Origin of the sequence: Streptomyces poriferorum (genome assembly GCF_019399235.1) — a bacterium.
Lineage (GTDB): Bacteria > Actinomycetota > Actinomycetes > Streptomycetales > Streptomycetaceae > Streptomyces > Streptomyces poriferorum.
The window spans coordinates 1-16,141 of sequence record NZ_JAELVH010000241.1 but is presented as its reverse complement, the minus strand read 5'-3'; the positions used below and the strand labels follow the sequence as shown (position 1 = coordinate 16,141).

Here is a 16,141-nt window from a genome sequence, read left to right as displayed (position 1 = left end):
CCCCGGTAGCGGCGACCGGCAAATGGGGAGGGTGGGCGAAGGAGCCCCCTCCCACCCCCCATTTGCCGGTCGCCCCGAGACGCGGAGTAACGTCGTGGGGTCGTGGTGGAGCCCGGAATCAGACGGAAGCCGCCGAACGGAGAACAGTGAAAGGCACGAGGTGACGGACTCTATGGCCGACATTGCACGCGTCGGAGTGGTGGGCTGTGGCCAGATGGGCGCAGGCATCGCGGAGGTGTGCGCCCGCAGCGGCCTCGACGTCAAGGTGGCCGAGACCACCGGCGAGGCGCTGGAGATCGGCCGCACCCGGCTCCACAACTCCCTCTCGAAGGCCGCCGAGCGCGGCAAGATCACCGAGGAGGAGCGCGACGAGACCCTCGGCCGCCTCAGCTTCACCACCGACCTCGGCGAGTTCGCCGACCGCGACCTCGTCATCGAGGCCGTCGTGGAGAACGAGCAGGTCAAGACCGAGATCTTCCAGGTGCTGGACCAGGTGGTGACCCGGCAGGACGCGATCCTGGCCTCCAACACCTCCTCGATCCCGCTGGTGAAGCTGGCCGTCGCGACGTCCCGGCCGGACCAGGTCATCGGCATCCACTTCTTCAACCCGGCCCCGGTGCAGAAGCTCGTCGAGCTGATCCCCGCGCTGACCACCTCGGACGAGACGGTCAAGCGCGCCGAGGCGATGGTGCAGGACATACTGGGCAAGCACCCGATCCGCGCCCAGGACCGTTCCGGCTTCGTCGTCAACGCGCTGCTGATCCCGTACCTGCTCTCCGCGATCCGGATGTTCGAGTCGGGTATCGCCAGCCGCGAGGACATCGACAACGGCATGGAGATGGGCTGCGCCCACCCGATGGGCCCGCTCAAGCTCGCCGACCTGATCGGTCTCGACACGGTGGCCTCGGTCGCGGACTCGATGTACGCCGAGTACAAGGAGCCGCTGTACGCCGCTCCCCCGCTGCTCCAGCGGATGGTCGACGCGGGCCGGCTCGGCCGCAAGACCGGCTCGGGCTTCTACCCGTACGCCTGATCCGCTCAACCGTGTGTGCGAGGGGCCGGCCCGCGGCCCCTCGCACCTGAGCGGGACGGTTCAGCCCAGCCGTAAGTGGTGCAGCATCATCAGCCCGGCGGCCATCCCGGCGGCCGGGACCTCACCGCGGGCGATCATGTCGGGCACCAGCTTCAGCGGTATCCACTCGCGGCGAGAGGACTCGAAGCCGTCGACCGGGTCACCGGTCCAGTCGGCCTCCTCGCCCCAGTAGAAGTGGTGCCGTGCGTCGGTGAGGCCGTTCGACGGCTCCACGGTCAGCAGCGGCCGCAGCGGGCCGGGACGCCAGCCGGTCTCCTCCTCCATCTCCCGGGCGGCCGCGGCCGCCGGCTGCTCGCCTTCCTCGACCACGCCCGCGGCGATCTCCCAGCCCCAGCTGTCCGTGATGAACCGGTGCCGCCACAGCAGCAGGACCTCGTTCGCCCCGTTGACCACGGTGGCCGCCGCGACGGCACGGAGCCGGATCACGAAGTGGTCGAGGTGGTGGCCGTCCGGCAGCGCGACATCCGCCAGATTGACCCGGAACCAGCGATTCTCGTACACAGTTTGTTCGTTCAGGTTCGTCCACTGCACAGTTCTGCCACCTTCTGACTAGTAGGTGGCCATATCGCAGCAGACCAAGGCTCACAGCGGTACGCGCAGAGCCCCGTCGACGAGATCCGCGGCCCGTGCCGCCTCCGCGCTGCCGCTCGCCACCAGGTGTCCGCGCACGGCCCGCAGCCGGTCACGCAGCCGCTGCGACTCCATCCCCCGGGCGCGCTCCGCCATCTCCGCCGCCGTGACCGCGGCCCGGTCGGCCTCGCCCTGCCGCAGCTCGATCGTGGTCAGCATCGCCAGCCGGTGCACCCGGCCCCGGTCGTGCGCGGGGGTCCGCACCGCCGCCGCGGCGTGCTCCCTGGCCGCCGGCAGATCCCCGAGACGGAGCAGCGCCTCCGCCACCTGGACGTTGACCAGTCCGGGCTGGACGTACCCCGTCTCGTCCGGCTCCCGGCCGGGGCGGATCCGTTCCGCCTCGGACTCGGCGCGCCGGATGCACCGCAGGGCGCCGGGCCCGTCGCCGAGATGGGCGTACGCCTTGGCCTGCATCGCGTGGAGGTCCGCCGCGAGCGCGGGGGTGATGTCGCGGCCGGCGGCCCGCAGCGCCGCTTCGGCGAACGCGACGGACTGCCGGAAGTCGGCGAGGAAGAGCGACTGGTTCACCAGCAGGGCGATCACATAGCCCCCGAGGCCCCGGTCCCCGCTCGCCTTGGCCAGCCGCAGCGCCTGGTGGAAGTAGCGCTGGGCGAGCCCGTGCGCGTCGGAGTCGTACGCGCAGATGCCGGCCACGGCCACCAGAGCGCCCGTGGCCCGATGGAGTTGACGCCCCATCGCATCGCTGTAGCCGCCGCGCAGCAGCGGGGCCGTCTCGGCGTTGAGGAAGCCTACGATGCGCGAACGCGTCGCGATTCCGCCCGCCCGGCGATACATCAGTTCGTAGTGGGCACGGGCGGCACGCAAGGTTGCTATGTCGGCCGGGCCGACCCGCTGCGGGCCGGTGCGGGACACGTCGGTGTCCTCCGGCGGGTTCTCCCACTCCCAGACGGGCATCACCGCGGTGGTCCCCGTCACGGCCGGAGCGGCGACCAGATGGGGGCGCTGCTGTTCGTCGGAGCGCCACAGAGCGGTGGCCCGCTCCACGAATCCGGTGAGCGATGAGCTCTGCGCGGGCGGGTGGCCGCCGACGAGGGCCGCCATGCCGATGTCGTCGAGCGAGAGCGCCCTGCGCACCCGGTGCCCCAGCACCTCACAGATGAGGTCGGGCACCTGGCCGCGAGGCCGCTGGCCCTTCAGCCAGCGGGCGACGGCGGTGTGTTCGTACCGCAGGCACAGCCCCCGGGCACGGCCGGCCCGGTTCACATGTGCGGCGAGCCCGGCCCGGGAGACCCCCGCCTCGTCGATCAGAGCCTCCAGCATCGTGTTGGGCTCCATTGCCCCCATTGCCCCCTCCGACGGTTCGGCACGCCAGGACGTGTCGCCCCAGTGGAGCACGATTCACACGGGGTGTGAACGGAATGCCCGAACCGTCCCGCTGCGCACCCTGCCGGACCGGTCCGCGAATCGCTTGAATGAGTCCCTCGCAAGAGGCGGCCGGGTCGTCTGCTCCCCCTCGTACAGCACGACGACCCGCTCCCGCGCCGTCCGCTCTGCCGACCTGCCCGACACTCCGTGGCAGGGCGGACGGCGCAGGATCGCACGACCCACTGCCCACGGATCGGAGGGTTGTTCCGGGGCCGGCCGGGAACCGGGTTCCCCCGGGCCGGGCCGGAGCCCGCGTGCGGTCCACCGCCCCTTGGCGAGCACACAGGAGGGGCGCATCCGGTGGCCGGATGCGCCCCTCCTCAGTGTGCGGACGCGCCGTTACGCGCCGCGGAGCACCGCGCCCGTACGCTCGGCGGCCAGAGCCACCGCCGCGTCACGGGCGGCGCTCGCCTCGTCGACGGTCAGCGTGCGGTCCGCGGCACGGAACCGCAGCGCGTACGCCAGGGACTTGTGGCCCTCGCCGATCTGCTCGCCGGTGAACACGTCGAACAGGCGCAGCGTCTCGAGGAGTTCGCCCGCCCCTTCGCGCAGCGCCCGCTCCACGTCGGCCGCGGGCACGTCCTGGCCTACGACCAGGGCGACGTCCTGGGTCGCCACCGGGAAGGTGGAGATCCGCGGCGCCCGGAGCGCGCCGTCGACGGCCTGCTCCAGGACGTCGAGTTCGACCTCCATGGCGCAGGTCCGCTCGGGCAGGTGGAGCTCCTTGATGACGCGCGGGTGCAGCTCGCCGGCGTGCCCGAAGAGGGTCTCCTCGCCGTCGACCGTCACATACAGCGCGGCGCAGCGGCCCGGGTGCCAGGGCGCGTGCTGGTCGGCGCGGACCGTGAGGTCGACACCGGCCTCACGGGCGATGGTCCGGGCGGCCTCGACGGAGTCCGCCCAGTCGGCCGGGCGGCCCTTGCCCCACCAGCCGGCCTGCTCGCGGGCGCCCGCGAGGACGACGGCGGCGCGGCGCGGCTGACGCGGCAGCGCGGCGTCGAGCGTGGCGATCTCCTCGTCGGAGGGACGCCGGTCGACGGGCAGCCGGACGGGCTTCGTCTCCTGGCCGGTCGGCCGGAAGACCAGGCCGGTCTCGAAGAGCGCGAGGTCGTGGCTGCCGCGGCCGTCGTTGCGCCGCAGTGCGCCGAGGAGGCCCGGCAGCAGCGTGGTGCGCAGCGAAGGCTCCTCGTCGGAGAGCGGGTTGACGAGCTTGACCGTGCGGCGGCGGGCGTCGTCCGCCTCCAGGCCCAGCTGGTCCAGGACCGCCTCGCCGGTGAACGGGTAGTTCAGCGCCTCGACGTAGCCCGCGCCCGCGAGTGCCCGGCCGACGCGGCGGTGCAGCCGCTGGCGGTCGGTGAGCCCGCGGCCCGACGGCGGGGTCGGGAGCGTGGACGGGAGGTTCTCGTAACCCTCCAGCCGGATGACCTCTTCGGCGAGGTCGTTCGGCTCGTTGAGGTCGGGCCGCCAGGACGGGGCCGTGACGAGGAGCTCGTCCTGCCCGTAGGCGTCGCAGCCGACCTCCTGGAGGCGGCGTACAACGGTCTCGCGGCCGTACGCGACGCCGGCCACCTTGTCCGGGTGGTCGGCCGCCATCGTGATCGTGCGGGGGCCGGACGGGGCGCTCACCTCGGTGACGCCCGCCTCGGCGGTGCCGCCGGCGAGCAGCACCAGCAGGTCGACGGTGCGCTGCGCCGCGGCTGCCGCGGCCTGCGGGTCGACGCCGCGCTCGAAGCGCTTGGACGCCTCGGAGGCCAGCTTGTGACGGCGCGCGGTCCGGGCGATCGAGATCGCGTCGAAGTGCGCGGCCTCGATGACGACCTCGGTGGTGTGCGCGTCCTCGGAGGCGTCGGCGATCTCGGTGTTGGCACCGCCCATGACGCCCGCGAGGCCGATCGGGCCGCGGTTGTCGGTGATGACGAGGTCGGCGGCGTCCAGGACGCGGACCGTGCCGTCGAGCGTGGTGAGCTTCTCGCCCTGCTCGGCGCGGCGCACCCCGATCGGACCGTCGATCCGGGTCCGGTCGTAGGCGTGCAGCGGCTGGCCCAGTTCGAGCATCACGTAGTTGGTGACGTCGACGGCGAGCGAGATCGGCCGCATCCCGGCCTTCTGGAGCCGGCGCTGCATCCAGATCGGGGACCGGGCCTCGGGCTGCAGACCGACGACTGTGCGCGCGGTGAAGCGGTCGCAGCCGATCGGGTCGGAGACCTTGACCGGGTATCCGTACGCGTTGGGCGCGGGCACGTCCAGGAGCGCCGGGTCGCGCAGCGGCAGGCCGTAGGCGATGGCGGTCTCGCGGGCGACACCGCGCATCGACAGGCAGTAGCCGCGGTCGGGCGTGACGGCGATGTCGAGGACCTCGTCGACGAGCTCGAGCAGCTCGATCGCGTCGGTGCCGGCCTCGTGCTCCGGCGGCAGCACGATGATGCCGTGCGTGCCGTCGTCGCCCATGCCGAGCTCGTCGGTGGAGCAGATCATGCCGTGCGAGGTCCGGCCGTACGTCTTGCGCGCGGCGATCGCGAAGTCGCCGGGCAGCACGGCGCCGGGCAGGACCACGACGACCTTGTCGCCCACGGCGAAGTTACGGGCTCCGCAGACGATCTCCTGCGGCTCACCGGTGCCGTTGGCGGAGCCGACGTCGACCGTGCAGAAGCGGATGGGCTTCTTGAAGCCCTCCAGCTCCTCGATGGTCAGCACCTTGCCGACGACCAGCGGACCCTTCAGGCCGGCGCCGATCTGCTCGACGGTCTCGACCTCCAGGCCGACGGCGACGAGCTTGGCCTGTACGTCACGGCCGGTCTCGGTGGGCGGCAGGTCGACGTACTCCCGCAGCCAGGAAAGCGGGACGCGCATCAGATCTCCATCCCGAAGGGCCGGGTGAACCGGACGTCGCCTTCGACCATGTCTCGCATGTCTTCTACGTTGTGGCGGAACATCAGCATCCGCTCGATGCCGAACCCGAAGGCGAATCCGCTGTACTTCTGGGGGTCGACGCCGCAGGCGATGAGCACCTTGGGGTTGACCATGCCGCAGCCGCCGAGCTCGATCCAGCCCTCGCTGCCGCAGGTGCGGCAGGGACGGTCCGGGTTGCCGACGGACTCGCCGCGGCAGACGTAGCAGACCATGTCCATCTCGGCGGACGGCTCGGTGAACGGGAAGAAGTTCGGCCGCAGCCGGGTCTTCATGTCCGGGCCGAAGAGCGCCTGGACCATGTGGTCGAGGGTGCCCTTCAGGTCCGCCATGGTGAGGCCCTCGTCGACGGCGAGCAGCTCGATCTGGTGGAAGACCGGGGTGTGCGTCGCGTCGAGCTCGTCGGTCCGGTAGACGCGGCCGGGGCACACGACGTAGACCGGGGGCTCGCGGTCGAGCAGGGTGCGGGCCTGGACCGGCGAGGTGTGCGTCCGCAGCACGACACCGGACTCGTCGTTCTTCGCGCCGTCGGCGCCTTCGACGAAGAAGGTGTCCTGCATCTGCCGGGCCGGGTGGTCGGGCACGAAGTTCAGGGCGTCGAAGTTGAACCACTCGGCCTCGGCCTCGGGGCCCTCGGCGACCTCGTAGCCCATGGCCACGAAGACGTCGGCGACGCGCTCCATGATCGTCGTCAGCGGGTGGCGTGCGCCGGCCGGGGTGCGGTCGTACGGCAGCGTGACGTCCACCGCCTCCTCGACCAGGACCCGGGCGTCCCGCTCGGCCTCCAGCTCCGTCTGGCGGGCGGCGAGCGCCCTGCCCACGGCGGCGCGGGCCTGGCCCACGCGCTTGCCGGCCTCGGCCTTCGCCTGCGGCGGCAGCGCGCCGATCTCGCGGTTGGCGAGTGACAGGGGCGAGGTTCCACCGGTGTGCGCGGTCTTCGCCTGGGCGAGCGCGTCGAGGTCGCCCGCGGCGGCGAAGGCGGCGAACGCCTCGTCCCGGATGCGCTCGATCTCTTCCGGTTTCAGTGCCTCGACCTCGACTGGGTCGTACGACTTGTTCGGTGCCGACATCTCTTCCCGTACTTCCGATTGGCTGGTGGCGCGGCCCCGCTCGACGACTGGAGGACGCAAAGGTGCCAAAGGTCGAGTCTAAGGGCCACAGGATGTGTGGGCCGCCCGTGGTCCGCTCAGGCCCCTCTACTTCATGTAGGCCGGCGTGCTCACGGGCAGGATAAATCGGAACTCGGCGCCGCCCCCGGGGCCGCGGCCGACCGTGATGGTGCCGCCGTGCGCCTCGACGATGCCCTTGACGATGTACAGGCCCAGGCCGGTGCCGCCGCGCTTGCTCCCCCGCCAGAAACGGGTGAAGACACGGGCCATCGACTCCTCGGGGATGCCGGGGCCTTCGTCGCTCACGGTGACCGCCGTTCCCTTCTCGTCGCTCTTGGCCGGTGCGGGTGCCACCTCGATGGTGACGGTTCCCTCGCCGTGGCGCACCGCGTTTTCCAGCAGGTTGCCGAGGACCTGGTCGACCTTGTCAGGGTCCGCCCATACGACGGGCAGCGGCTGGCAGGTGCGCACGAGGAACCGGGCGGGGTCCTGGCCGGCGGCGGTGAGCGCCTGGACGTGGCGTTCGACGGCGGCGGACAGGTCCACGGGCTGGCGGCGGAGCTCCAGGCGCCCCGAGTCGATCCGGGAGATGTCCAGGAGCTCGGTGATCAGGCGGGTGACCCGGTTGGCGTCGGCATAGACGGTCTCCAGCATCAGCCGCTTCTGGTCGTCGGTGAACCGCTCCCACTTGGCCAGCAGCGTGGCGGTGAAGCCCTTCACGGACGTCAGGGGCGAGCGCAGTTCATGGGCGACGGTCGCGATGAGTTCGGCGTCGCTGCGTTCGTTGCGGCGGCGGGCCTCGGTGCCGCGCAGGCTGACCACCAGCCGCCGTACGGGACCGGTCGGGCTCTCGCGTACGTAGCGGGCGGAGACGAGGACCTCGCGGCCGCCGGGCAGCAGCAGGTTGCGTTCGGGCTGGCCGACGCGGGTGGCGAGGCCGCCGTAGGGGTCGGTCAGCTCCCACCAGCGGCGGCCCTTGAGGTCCTCCAGCGGGAGGGCGTGTTCCAGCGGGCGGCCGAGTGCGGCGGCCCGGGGCACGGCGGTGATCCGCGCGGCGGCGGAGTTGAAGCAGATGATCCGGCCGGTCTCGTCCGCGACGACGAGTCCGTCGGGCAGGTCGTCCGGATCCAGGGCCTGGCCGCCGGATCCGATGCCCGCGGCGGTGTCCCCGTCCGGCACCTCGGCGGGGCGCACGACGGCCTCCCCGCGCGCCCGCGGCCCGCTCATGCCGACAGCCATATTCCCGTACCCCACCTCTCGAACCGGTGCAGTGGGCCCCCGAGTTCGTCACCCTACTAGTCACCGGTGACGGAGCGACACCCTGCGGGGGCTCGTGGACCGGTGACGGGGGCGCGGGACGGTTCAGGCAGCGCCGGGGCGGGTGCGCTGGGCGCGCGCGGAGGCGTACAGGCAGACGGCGGCGGCGGTGGCGAGGTTGAGGCTCTCCGCCTTGCCGTGGATCGGTACGCGTACGACGGCGTCGGCCAGCGCCCTGGTCTCCTCGGGCAGCCCCCAGGCCTCGTTGCCGAAGACCCAGGCGGTGGGCCCGCCCATGGTGCCGGCGTCGAGCTCGTCGTCGAGGTCGTCCTCGCCCGCGCCGTCGGCGGCGAGGATGCGCACGCCAGCGTCCCGCAGCCCCCGCACGGCCTGCTCGACGGGTACGCCGACGGCCACCGGCAGATGGAAGAGCGAGCCCACGGACGCGCGCACGGACTTGGGGTTGTACAGGTCCACGGAGGCGTCGGTGAGGACGACCGCGTCGGCGCCCGCGGCGTCGGCGCAGCGCAGCACCGTACCGGCGTTCCCGGGGTCCCGGACGTTCGCCAGGACGGCGACCAGCTTCGGCCGGGCGGCGATGACGGCTTCGAAGGGCGTGTCCAGGAAGCGGCAGACGCCGATCAGGCCCTGCGGGGTGACGGTCTGGGACACGTCGGCCAGGACCTCGCTGTCGGCGAGATGCACCCGGGCGCCCGACGCGTGGGCGGCCTCGACGATGGCTTCGTACCGCTCGGCGGCCTCGACGGTGGCGAAGAGCTCGATGAGGGTCGGCTCGCCGTCGCTGCCGCGGTGGTCCGCGGCCTCACGTACGGCCTGCGGCCCCTCGGCGATGAACCTGCGCTCCTTGCCGCGGAAGTTGCGCCTGGCCAGCCGCCGGGCGGCGGCGACGCGTGGCGATCGCGGGGAGATCAGTTCGGGGGTGCCCATGTCGGCGGCGAGCCTCTCTGGTGACGAAGGTGCTGGGTCTGCAACGCACCGGACCCGCAGACGACGTGCGCCTGCGGGTCCGGCTCAAAAGCACAAGAAGTACAGCCTGGATCAGGCGGCCTTCGGGGCGTTGACGTCGCTCGGGAGGGCCTTCTGGGCAACCTCGACGAGAGCGGCGAACGCGTTGGCGTCGTTGACCGCGAGCTCGGCCAGGATCTTGCGGTCCACCTCGATGTTGGCGGCCTTCAGACCCTGGATGAGGCGGTTGTACGTCATGCCGTTCTGGCGGGCAGCGGCGTTGATGCGCTGGATCCACAGCTGACGGAAGTCGCCCTTGCGCTTCTTGCGGTCGTTGTAGTTGTAGACCAGGGAGTGGGTGACCTGCTCCTTGGCCTTGCGGTACAGGCGCGAGCGCTGACCGCGGTAACCGCTGGCGGCCTCGAGAATTGCCCGGCGCTTCTTGTGGGCGTTGACTGCCCGCTTGACGCGTGCCACTTGTTAACTCCTTGTAGCGGGGCCGTGGTTGTACTCACACGACCCGGAAACGAATTGGTCCCGGTCGGATCGAGGGCGCGTCCCCGGTGTCACCGGGGACGACGGCCTCACTTGCCGAGAAGCTTCTTGATCTTCTTGGCGTCGGCCGGAGCCACGACGACCGTGCCGGTCAGCGAGCGGGTCTTCTTGGACGACTTGTGCTCGAGCAGGTGGCGCTTGCCGGCCCTCTCGCGGAGCACCTTGCCGGAGCCGGTGATCTTGAAGCGCTTGCTGGCACCGCTGTGCGTCTTGTTCTTCGGCATCGCGCCGTTCTCTCCTCGTCAGTGGCGCCCCTCTCGGTGCGTGCACCGGACTGCAGGGGCGTCAGATCTTGGTGGGATTCCGGGTGGACCCGGGGGCGCCTGGATGGCAGCCCCCGGAGGTCACGCCTCGGAAGGTGTCTCGGCCGGAGCCTCGGACGTCGTCTCGGCCGGAGCCTCGACCGCCTCGTCCGCCGCTTCGGCATCGTCGTCGGGGGCGTATCCCTGACGCTCCGCCTTGCGGGCGGCCTGGGCCTCGCGGGCCTCGGCCATGGCTTCGGTCTTCTTCTTGTGCGGGCCCAGAACCATGATCATGTTCCGGCCGTCCTGCTTCGGGTTGGACTCGATGAAGCCGAGTTCCTCCACGTCCGAAGCCAGACGCTGAAGCAGTCGGAAGCCAAGCTCGGGGCGGGACTGCTCACGACCACGGAACATGATCGTGATCTTGACCTTGTCGCCCTGCTTGAGGAACCGAACGACGTGACCCTTCTTGGTGTCATAGTCGTGCGGGTCGATCTTCGGCCGGAGCTTCATCTCCTTGATGACCGTGTGCGCCTGGTTCTTGCGCGCCTCACGGGCCTTCATGGCCGACTCGTACTTGAACTTCCCGTAGTCCATGAGCTTGCACACGGGCGGACGGGCGGTAGCCGCCACCTCGACCAGGTCGAGGTCGTACTCCTGTGCGAGTTCCAGGGCCTTGGCAAGCGGAACAATCCCGACCTGCTCGCCGCTGGGACCGACAAGTCGCACCTCGGGTACGCGAATCCGGTCGTTGATGCGGGGCTCGGCGCTGATGGATCCTCCTCGGTAGCACCACGCGGCCGCCTGGCGGACAGCCACGTAACGTCTGTTTCGACAGACCAACCGTGCGGGACCATGAAAAAAGCCCCACCGGGACACAGGCGGGGCTCCTGAACAACCGGAACACCGCCGCGGTCAACCGCGGGGCGCATCGGGCGGCTCCATCGTCCGTACGGAACGATGGGCGCCACCTGACCGGATGACCCGCCGTCCTGGGGACGGTCAGGTGGGAGATCGGAGCCTCCACTTGTGGGCCGGGCACATAGATGCCCAGCCGGTCGTTACACAAGGTTAGCAGCTCCCCCGGGCCTGCGCTAACCAGTGGTGGTACGGCACTCCCGCGGACGGAACGGGTCTGCCGTGGGCCTATCGTATGGCGCATGAGTGACGCGACCCCCACCAGTGATTCCCCCGGCTTCGACGAGATGGCCCGCGACATCGCGGAGGTGCCGGCGGTCGAGGTGATCGTGACGGTCGCGGTCAATCTGATGAGCGCCGCCGCCGTGAAACTCGGGCTGACCGAGGACGGCGACGAGCACAAGGACCTCGACGAGGCCCGCAAGCTGGTCCACGCGCTGGCCGGCCTGCTGGACGCCAGCACGACGGAGATCAGTTCCTTCCACGCGGCACCGCTGCGTGACGGCCTGAAGTCCCTGCAGCTCGCGTTCCGCGAGGCCTCGCTCGTACCGGACGAGCCCGGCCATGGCCCCGGCGAGAAGTACACCGGCCCCGTCTTCGGCTGATCCCGCTCCGTTCCGCCTCGTCCACACGCTGAGCCCCCTGCCCGACCCGGCAGGGGGCTCACCGCGTCCACGGCAGGATCAGGAGCGGACGGGCTGCGGCTGCGGCGCCGGGACGGGGTGGGTCAGCCGGTGCACGAGCGCCGCGATCACTCCGCCGACCAGTGGGGCCACCAGGAACAGCCAGAGCTGGGAGAGCGCCGCGCCGCCCGCGAACAGCGCCGGGCCCAGACTCCGCGCCGGATTGACCGAGGTGCCGGTGAGCGGGATGCCGACCAGGTGGATCACGGCGAGCGCGATACCGATGGGCAGACCGTCGAAGCCGATGACGGCGACCTTGTGGGTGACCGCCAGCACGACGAAGACCAGCAGGAACGTCAGCATCACCTCGGCGAGGAAGGCCCCGCCCATATTGAGGTGCACGTCCGAGCGGTCGCCGTAGCCGTTGCTGCCGAACTCCCCGCTCGTCTTCAGTCCCGGCACCTGTTTGGCGAGGAGGAACAGCAGGGCCGCACCGGCGATGCCGCCGACGAGCTGGACGATCCAGTACGTCACCGCCGTCCGCGCGTCGATCCGCCGGGCGGTCAGCATCCCCAGCGTCACCGCCGGATTGAGATGGCAGCCGGATATCGGCCCCAGCGCGTAGGCGAGGGCGAGCAGCACGAAGCCGAAGGACAGGGCGATGCCCACCGTCCCGATGTACTCGGCGCCGAGTACCGCCGACCCGACTCCGAAGAAGACCAGCAGCAGTGTGCCGAGGAACTCCGACACAACTGTCCGCGTCTGCATACAACCACCTCGCGAAGATCGAGTGAATCAACCGATTTCTTCGCAATTCTCCGGCGTGCGACCGCTTTGTGCCCGTTGGGCCGATCGAGTGATCAGCGCGTGAACAGGGCCTCACCTGGCGTGTGCGCGTCAGCCGGGAGCAGCGCGAGGTCCAGGCCACGGACCAGCCGGGCGCGCAGCACCTCGTTCGTCGCCAGCGACCGCGCGACCCGGCCGGCCGCCTCCGCGGGATCGGCGTCGGCCGCGAGCACCAGGGCGAGCGTGCCGTCGGCGCGGCCCGGTCCGAGGTGGGCCCGGAGCACCGCCGGCTCCGCGGCGACGGCGTCGCGCACCGCCGCCGTGACGGCGGGGTCGTCGAGCGGGTCGGCACTGGTACGGCCCTCGGCGAGGGCGAGCAGAGCGGATCCGGCCAGTTCGAAGGCCACCGGTCCGGCGAGGTCGAGCACCACGGTGTCGGCCTTCTCGTGCGCGGCGGCCTGGAGGGCCTGGTGCAGGGGTACCGCGACGGGGCGGGCCTGCGGGTCCCAGCGGGCCAGCGAGGCGGTGGACGTGAAGGCGGGCAGGGCGCGGCGGTCACCGGCCTGGAGCGTGGGGACCGCCATGTCGCTGGTCTTCTCCCGGCGCAGCCCCTTCTCGTCCTCCTCCACCTCGCCGAGGACGGCCACCACGGGAACGAGGAGACGGGCCCCCTTGAGGGCTTCGAGTACCGCGCCCACGGCCTTGCGGTCCTCGGCCCAGGCGGCGAGCGCCTCGGTGAGGGCGGGGTCGGCCGTGCCGTCGTCGTCGGAGTATCCGGAGTCCGGAATGTTCTTCTGCGCCACAGGGCGAGCGTAGTGCCTGGGCATTCTCATCCTGCCGACAGGTCGGACTCAGCCTGCTCTCAGCTGCGGTTCCTAGCGTCCGGGTCATGCCCCGACACAGAATCCGCAGATCCGCGCTGTCCGCGGCCGTGGCGGCCGCGGTCGTGCTGGCCGGTTCGGCCGCCGGGGGCGCCTGGCTGGCCGGCCGGTCACCGGATCACGCGCCCGCCGCCGCGGCTTCCGTATCGTCCGTCCCATCGGCCGCGACCGCTCCGGTCGCGGCGACGAGCGAGGAGCCGGTGGTGGATCTCGACGCGGAACTGGCCGGGGCCCTCGGGCCGCTGCTGGCCGGTTCGGGCACGGCGGCCGTGTCGGTGGCCGTCCTGGACGGTACCGGCGGGACGCGGGCGGTGTACGGGGGCGAGGACGCGACGTACGACACCGCGAGCATCGTCAAGGTCGACATTCTCGCGGCGCTGCTGCTCCGGGCCCAGGACGAGGGCCGTGTGCTGACGGCCGGCGAACGTGCTCACGCGGTCGCGATGATCGAGCGGAGCGACAACGAAGCCGCCACCGCGCTGCTGGCGGCCGTGGGCGGGGCGTCCGCCCTGGACGCGGCCAACGAGCGGCTCGGTCTCACCACGACGACGGCCGCGCAGGCCTGGGGTCTGACCCGGACCACCGCGGCCGATCAGCTGACGCTGCTGGAGGCGGTGTTCGGCACGGACCCGGACACGGAGCTGAGTCAGGCGTCCCGGACGTATCTGCGGGGGCTGATGGCGCGGGTCGAGGCCGACCAGCAGTGGGGGGTGTCGGCGGCGGGCAGTACGTGGGCGCTCAAGAACGGCTGGATGCCGCGTACTGCCACCGGGCTGTGGAACATCAACAGCATCGGGCAGGTGACGGCGGACGGGCGGACCTACCTGGTGGCGGTGCTGTCCGGCGGTCAGCCGACCAAGGAGGCGGGCGTCGCGCTCGTGGAGGCGGTGGCGAAGGCGGCCGTGAACGTCGTGCGGACCGGCGCCGCCGGGTGAGGCCCCGTCAGCGGCGGGGGACGGAACGGCCGCCCCGGCCGCGCCACAGGACGACGGCCAGGGCCAGCAGGACCGCGCCGAGGCCACCGGCCGCCGGGGCGAACCAGCCGGCGGGGCCGTCGTCCGCGCGGGGCGGGGTGGGGCCGGAGCCGAAGTACTGCTTGCGGTAGCCGGCCGCGGCGGAGTCGGTGCGCAGCCCGGCGGGGCTCAGGGAGCCGCCCGCCTTGATGGCCGCCGCCGGGTCGACGATGCCGTAGCCCCGGGCGTCGTCGCGGCCGGCGGACGGGGAGCTGCGGGCGGTGTCCGTGAGGAGCCTCTTGATCTGGGCGGGCGTCAGGCCGGGGTGCGCGGCACGCACCAGCGCGACCGCGCCGGAGACGAACGCCGAGGCTGCGGAGGTACCCCACTCCACGTAGTACTTGCGGTCGGGTGCGGGGACGACGATGCCGACACCGGGCGCGCTCACCGTGGCGTACCAGCGGCGGGTGGAGAACGAGGCGTGGGTGCCGTACCGGTCGACCGCGGCGACCGCGATGACACCCGGGTAGGCGGCCGGGTACGAGACGTGGTCGCCCTTCTCGCCGCCGTTGCCGGACGAGGCGACGACGACCGCGCCCTTCTTCAGCGCGTACTGGATGGCGGCGTCCTCGCCGGGTTCGGGGTGCGCGGACTCGCTGTCGTCGCCGAGGGAGAGGTTGATGACGTCGGCGCCGTGGTCGGCGGCCCAGCGGATGCCGTCGGCGAGGGCGGTGCCACGGGTCTTGCGGGCCTTGGCCCGGGCCGGGTCGCTCGCTTCGAGGATGACCCGGACGGGGAGGATCCTCGCCTCGGGCGCGATGCCGATGACACCCTCGCCGCCTCCGCTGCCGTGGCCCCGGCCTGCGATGATCCCGGCCATCGCGGTGCCGTGCCTGGCCCATGCGCGGTCGCCGCGTCCGGCGCCGAACCCGATCATGTCCTTGCCGGGGAGCACCTGGCCCGCCAGGTCGGGCACGCTGCCGTCGACCCCGGTGTCGACGACGGCGACGGTGACGCCCTTGCCACGGGTGGTCTGCCAGGCCCGGTCCGTGTGGAGGGCGTCCAGGCCCCACTGCTGGGCCCGGATGGTGTCGGCCCCGGCCGGGGCCGCGGGCAGCAGCGCGAACGCGGTGGCGGCGCAGACCGCGCCGAGGAGTCTGCGGGGGCGGACGCGGCGGGTCATTCGGGCTTCTCCGTGAGATCGGCGACGGTTCTGCGCAGTCCCCGCTCGACGCGGTCGGCCACGCCCTTGGCCTCGTGCCCGAGTCCCGCCTGGGCCGCCGCCGTCGTCGCGTTCACCGCCATGGCCTTCTCGGCCGGCTGCGGATCGGTGACCTTGCGCCCGTCGGCGAACCCGGAGACGGCGAACACCACGACGGGTACCTCGGTCAGTACGTGCACGGTCCAGCTGGCACGCTGCCGGTCGCCGAATCCGGCGGCGGGGCTGTTCTTCACCGGGTACGCGCGCGGCATCAGGTCGGTGCGGGCGCCGAGGTGTTCCCCGGCGTAGCGGGAACCGAGCGCGTGCATCGCGTCGGTGTCGCCCTCGGTGAAGACCAGTCCGACCGTGGTGACGCTGCTGCTCGTCGCGTCGGTGTAGGTGGCGCGGAGCAGGCGCGAGCAGCCGACCGGCCGGAGGGTCTTGAGCAGCAGCGGGTCGAGTGCGCCCGTGCAGCCGCTGTCCGGGGCCACGGCGATCCTGGTCCAGACCCGGTCGGCGCCGCCGGGACCCGCGCCCTCACCCTTGAGCGTCCGGGGGAAGAGCGTGTCGACCGGGATGCTGTGCCAGGCCTCGCGGCCCACAGCGCCTACACCGTGGGCCGCGAGGCCTGGCA

At 72.0% G+C, this 16,141-nt stretch carries 16 protein-coding genes; 3 read left to right on the top strand and 13 right to left on the bottom strand.

Translation table 11 applies throughout. The features are described from left to right. Nucleotides 1–172: 172 nt before the first annotated feature. Nucleotides 173–1,033 carry a 3-hydroxybutyryl-CoA dehydrogenase gene (locus JGS39_RS30780; RefSeq protein ID WP_219572983.1) on the top strand — a complete coding sequence of 287 codons (861 nt, stop codon included), beginning with the start codon at nucleotides 173–175 and terminating at the stop codon, nucleotides 1,031–1,033. Nucleotides 1,034–1,093: 60 nt separating this feature from the next. On the opposite strand, the gene JGS39_RS30775 is transcribed toward JGS39_RS30780, so the two are convergent. From JGS39_RS30775 to infC, 9 genes are all read right to left on the bottom strand, one after another. Beyond that, nucleotides 1,094–1,624: an NUDIX domain-containing protein gene (locus JGS39_RS30775; RefSeq protein WP_219572982.1), complete on the bottom strand. Its 531-nt coding sequence runs from the start codon at nucleotides 1,622–1,624 to the stop codon at nucleotides 1,094–1,096. A 51-nt stretch (nucleotides 1,625–1,675) separates the two neighbouring features. Continuing rightward, the gene (locus JGS39_RS30770) at nucleotides 1,676–3,019 is read right to left on the bottom strand and encodes an NsdA family TPR-like regulatory protein (protein ID WP_219572981.1); all 1,344 of its coding nucleotides are present in this window, start codon (nucleotides 3,017–3,019) and stop codon (nucleotides 1,676–1,678) included. A 429-nt stretch (nucleotides 3,020–3,448) separates the two neighbouring features. Beyond that, complete coding sequence (pheT, locus tag JGS39_RS30765) at nucleotides 3,449–5,959, bottom strand: phenylalanine--tRNA ligase subunit beta (protein ID WP_219572980.1); 2,511 nt, start codon at nucleotides 5,957–5,959, stop codon at nucleotides 3,449–3,451. After that, nucleotides 5,959–7,086, bottom strand: a complete 1,128-nt coding sequence (gene pheS, locus JGS39_RS30760; RefSeq protein ID WP_145762505.1) for a phenylalanine--tRNA ligase subunit alpha — start codon at nucleotides 7,084–7,086, stop codon at nucleotides 5,959–5,961. The genes pheT and pheS overlap by 1 nt, the downstream gene beginning before the upstream one ends. Before the next feature lie 126 nt (nucleotides 7,087–7,212). Next, nucleotides 7,213–8,364, bottom strand: coding sequence for a sensor histidine kinase (locus JGS39_RS30755; protein ID WP_219572979.1), 1,152 nt, complete (start codon nucleotides 8,362–8,364; stop codon nucleotides 7,213–7,215). Nucleotides 8,365–8,487: 123 nt separating this feature from the next. Continuing rightward, the gene (locus JGS39_RS30750) at nucleotides 8,488–9,330 is read right to left on the bottom strand and encodes a TrmH family RNA methyltransferase (RefSeq protein ID WP_219572978.1); all 843 of its coding nucleotides are present in this window, start codon (nucleotides 9,328–9,330) and stop codon (nucleotides 8,488–8,490) included. A gap of 111 nt (nucleotides 9,331–9,441) precedes the next feature. Continuing rightward, a complete protein-coding gene (gene rplT, locus JGS39_RS30745; protein WP_003970214.1) occupies nucleotides 9,442–9,825 on the bottom strand; it encodes a 50S ribosomal protein L20 in 384 nt (127 codons plus the stop codon). 107 nt (nucleotides 9,826–9,932) lie between these two features. Continuing rightward, the gene (rpmI, locus tag JGS39_RS30740; RefSeq protein WP_003970213.1) at nucleotides 9,933–10,127 is read right to left on the bottom strand and encodes a 50S ribosomal protein L35; all 195 of its coding nucleotides are present in this window, start codon (nucleotides 10,125–10,127) and stop codon (nucleotides 9,933–9,935) included. 120 nt (nucleotides 10,128–10,247) lie between these two features. Continuing rightward, nucleotides 10,248–10,964 carry a translation initiation factor IF-3 gene (gene infC, locus JGS39_RS30735; protein WP_219572977.1) on the bottom strand — a complete coding sequence of 239 codons (717 nt, stop codon included), beginning with the start codon at nucleotides 10,962–10,964 and terminating at the stop codon, nucleotides 10,248–10,250. A gap of 341 nt (nucleotides 10,965–11,305) precedes the next feature. Between infC and JGS39_RS30730 the strand changes: the two genes are divergently transcribed. Then, nucleotides 11,306–11,668, top strand: a complete 363-nt coding sequence (locus JGS39_RS30730) for a DUF1844 domain-containing protein (protein ID WP_219572976.1) — start codon at nucleotides 11,306–11,308, stop codon at nucleotides 11,666–11,668. Between the two features lie 78 nt (nucleotides 11,669–11,746). Here the strand turns inward: JGS39_RS30730 and JGS39_RS30725 are convergent, their stop codons facing one another. Both JGS39_RS30725 and JGS39_RS30720 read right to left on the bottom strand, forming a co-directional pair. Next, complete coding sequence (locus JGS39_RS30725; protein ID WP_219572975.1) at nucleotides 11,747–12,454, bottom strand: MIP family channel protein; 708 nt, start codon at nucleotides 12,452–12,454, stop codon at nucleotides 11,747–11,749. A 92-nt stretch (nucleotides 12,455–12,546) separates the two neighbouring features. Continuing rightward, nucleotides 12,547–13,275, bottom strand: coding sequence for an SseB family protein (locus JGS39_RS30720; RefSeq protein WP_219572974.1), 729 nt, complete (start codon nucleotides 13,273–13,275; stop codon nucleotides 12,547–12,549). Between the two features lie 86 nt (nucleotides 13,276–13,361). On the opposite strand from JGS39_RS30720, the gene JGS39_RS30715 reads away from it, so the two are divergent. After that, nucleotides 13,362–14,288, top strand: a complete 927-nt coding sequence (locus JGS39_RS30715) for a serine hydrolase (RefSeq protein ID WP_219572973.1) — start codon at nucleotides 13,362–13,364, stop codon at nucleotides 14,286–14,288. Between the two features lie 7 nt (nucleotides 14,289–14,295). On the opposite strand, the gene mycP is transcribed toward JGS39_RS30715, so the two are convergent. Both mycP and JGS39_RS30705 read right to left on the bottom strand, forming a co-directional pair. Next, nucleotides 14,296–15,489, bottom strand: coding sequence for a type VII secretion-associated serine protease mycosin (gene mycP / locus JGS39_RS30710; RefSeq protein WP_219572972.1), 1,194 nt, complete (start codon nucleotides 15,487–15,489; stop codon nucleotides 14,296–14,298). Continuing rightward, nucleotides 15,486–16,141: hypothetical protein (locus tag JGS39_RS30705; RefSeq protein ID WP_219572971.1), on the bottom strand; the 656-nt coding region annotated here is incomplete at its 5' end. The genes JGS39_RS30705 and mycP, both read right to left, overlap by 4 nt.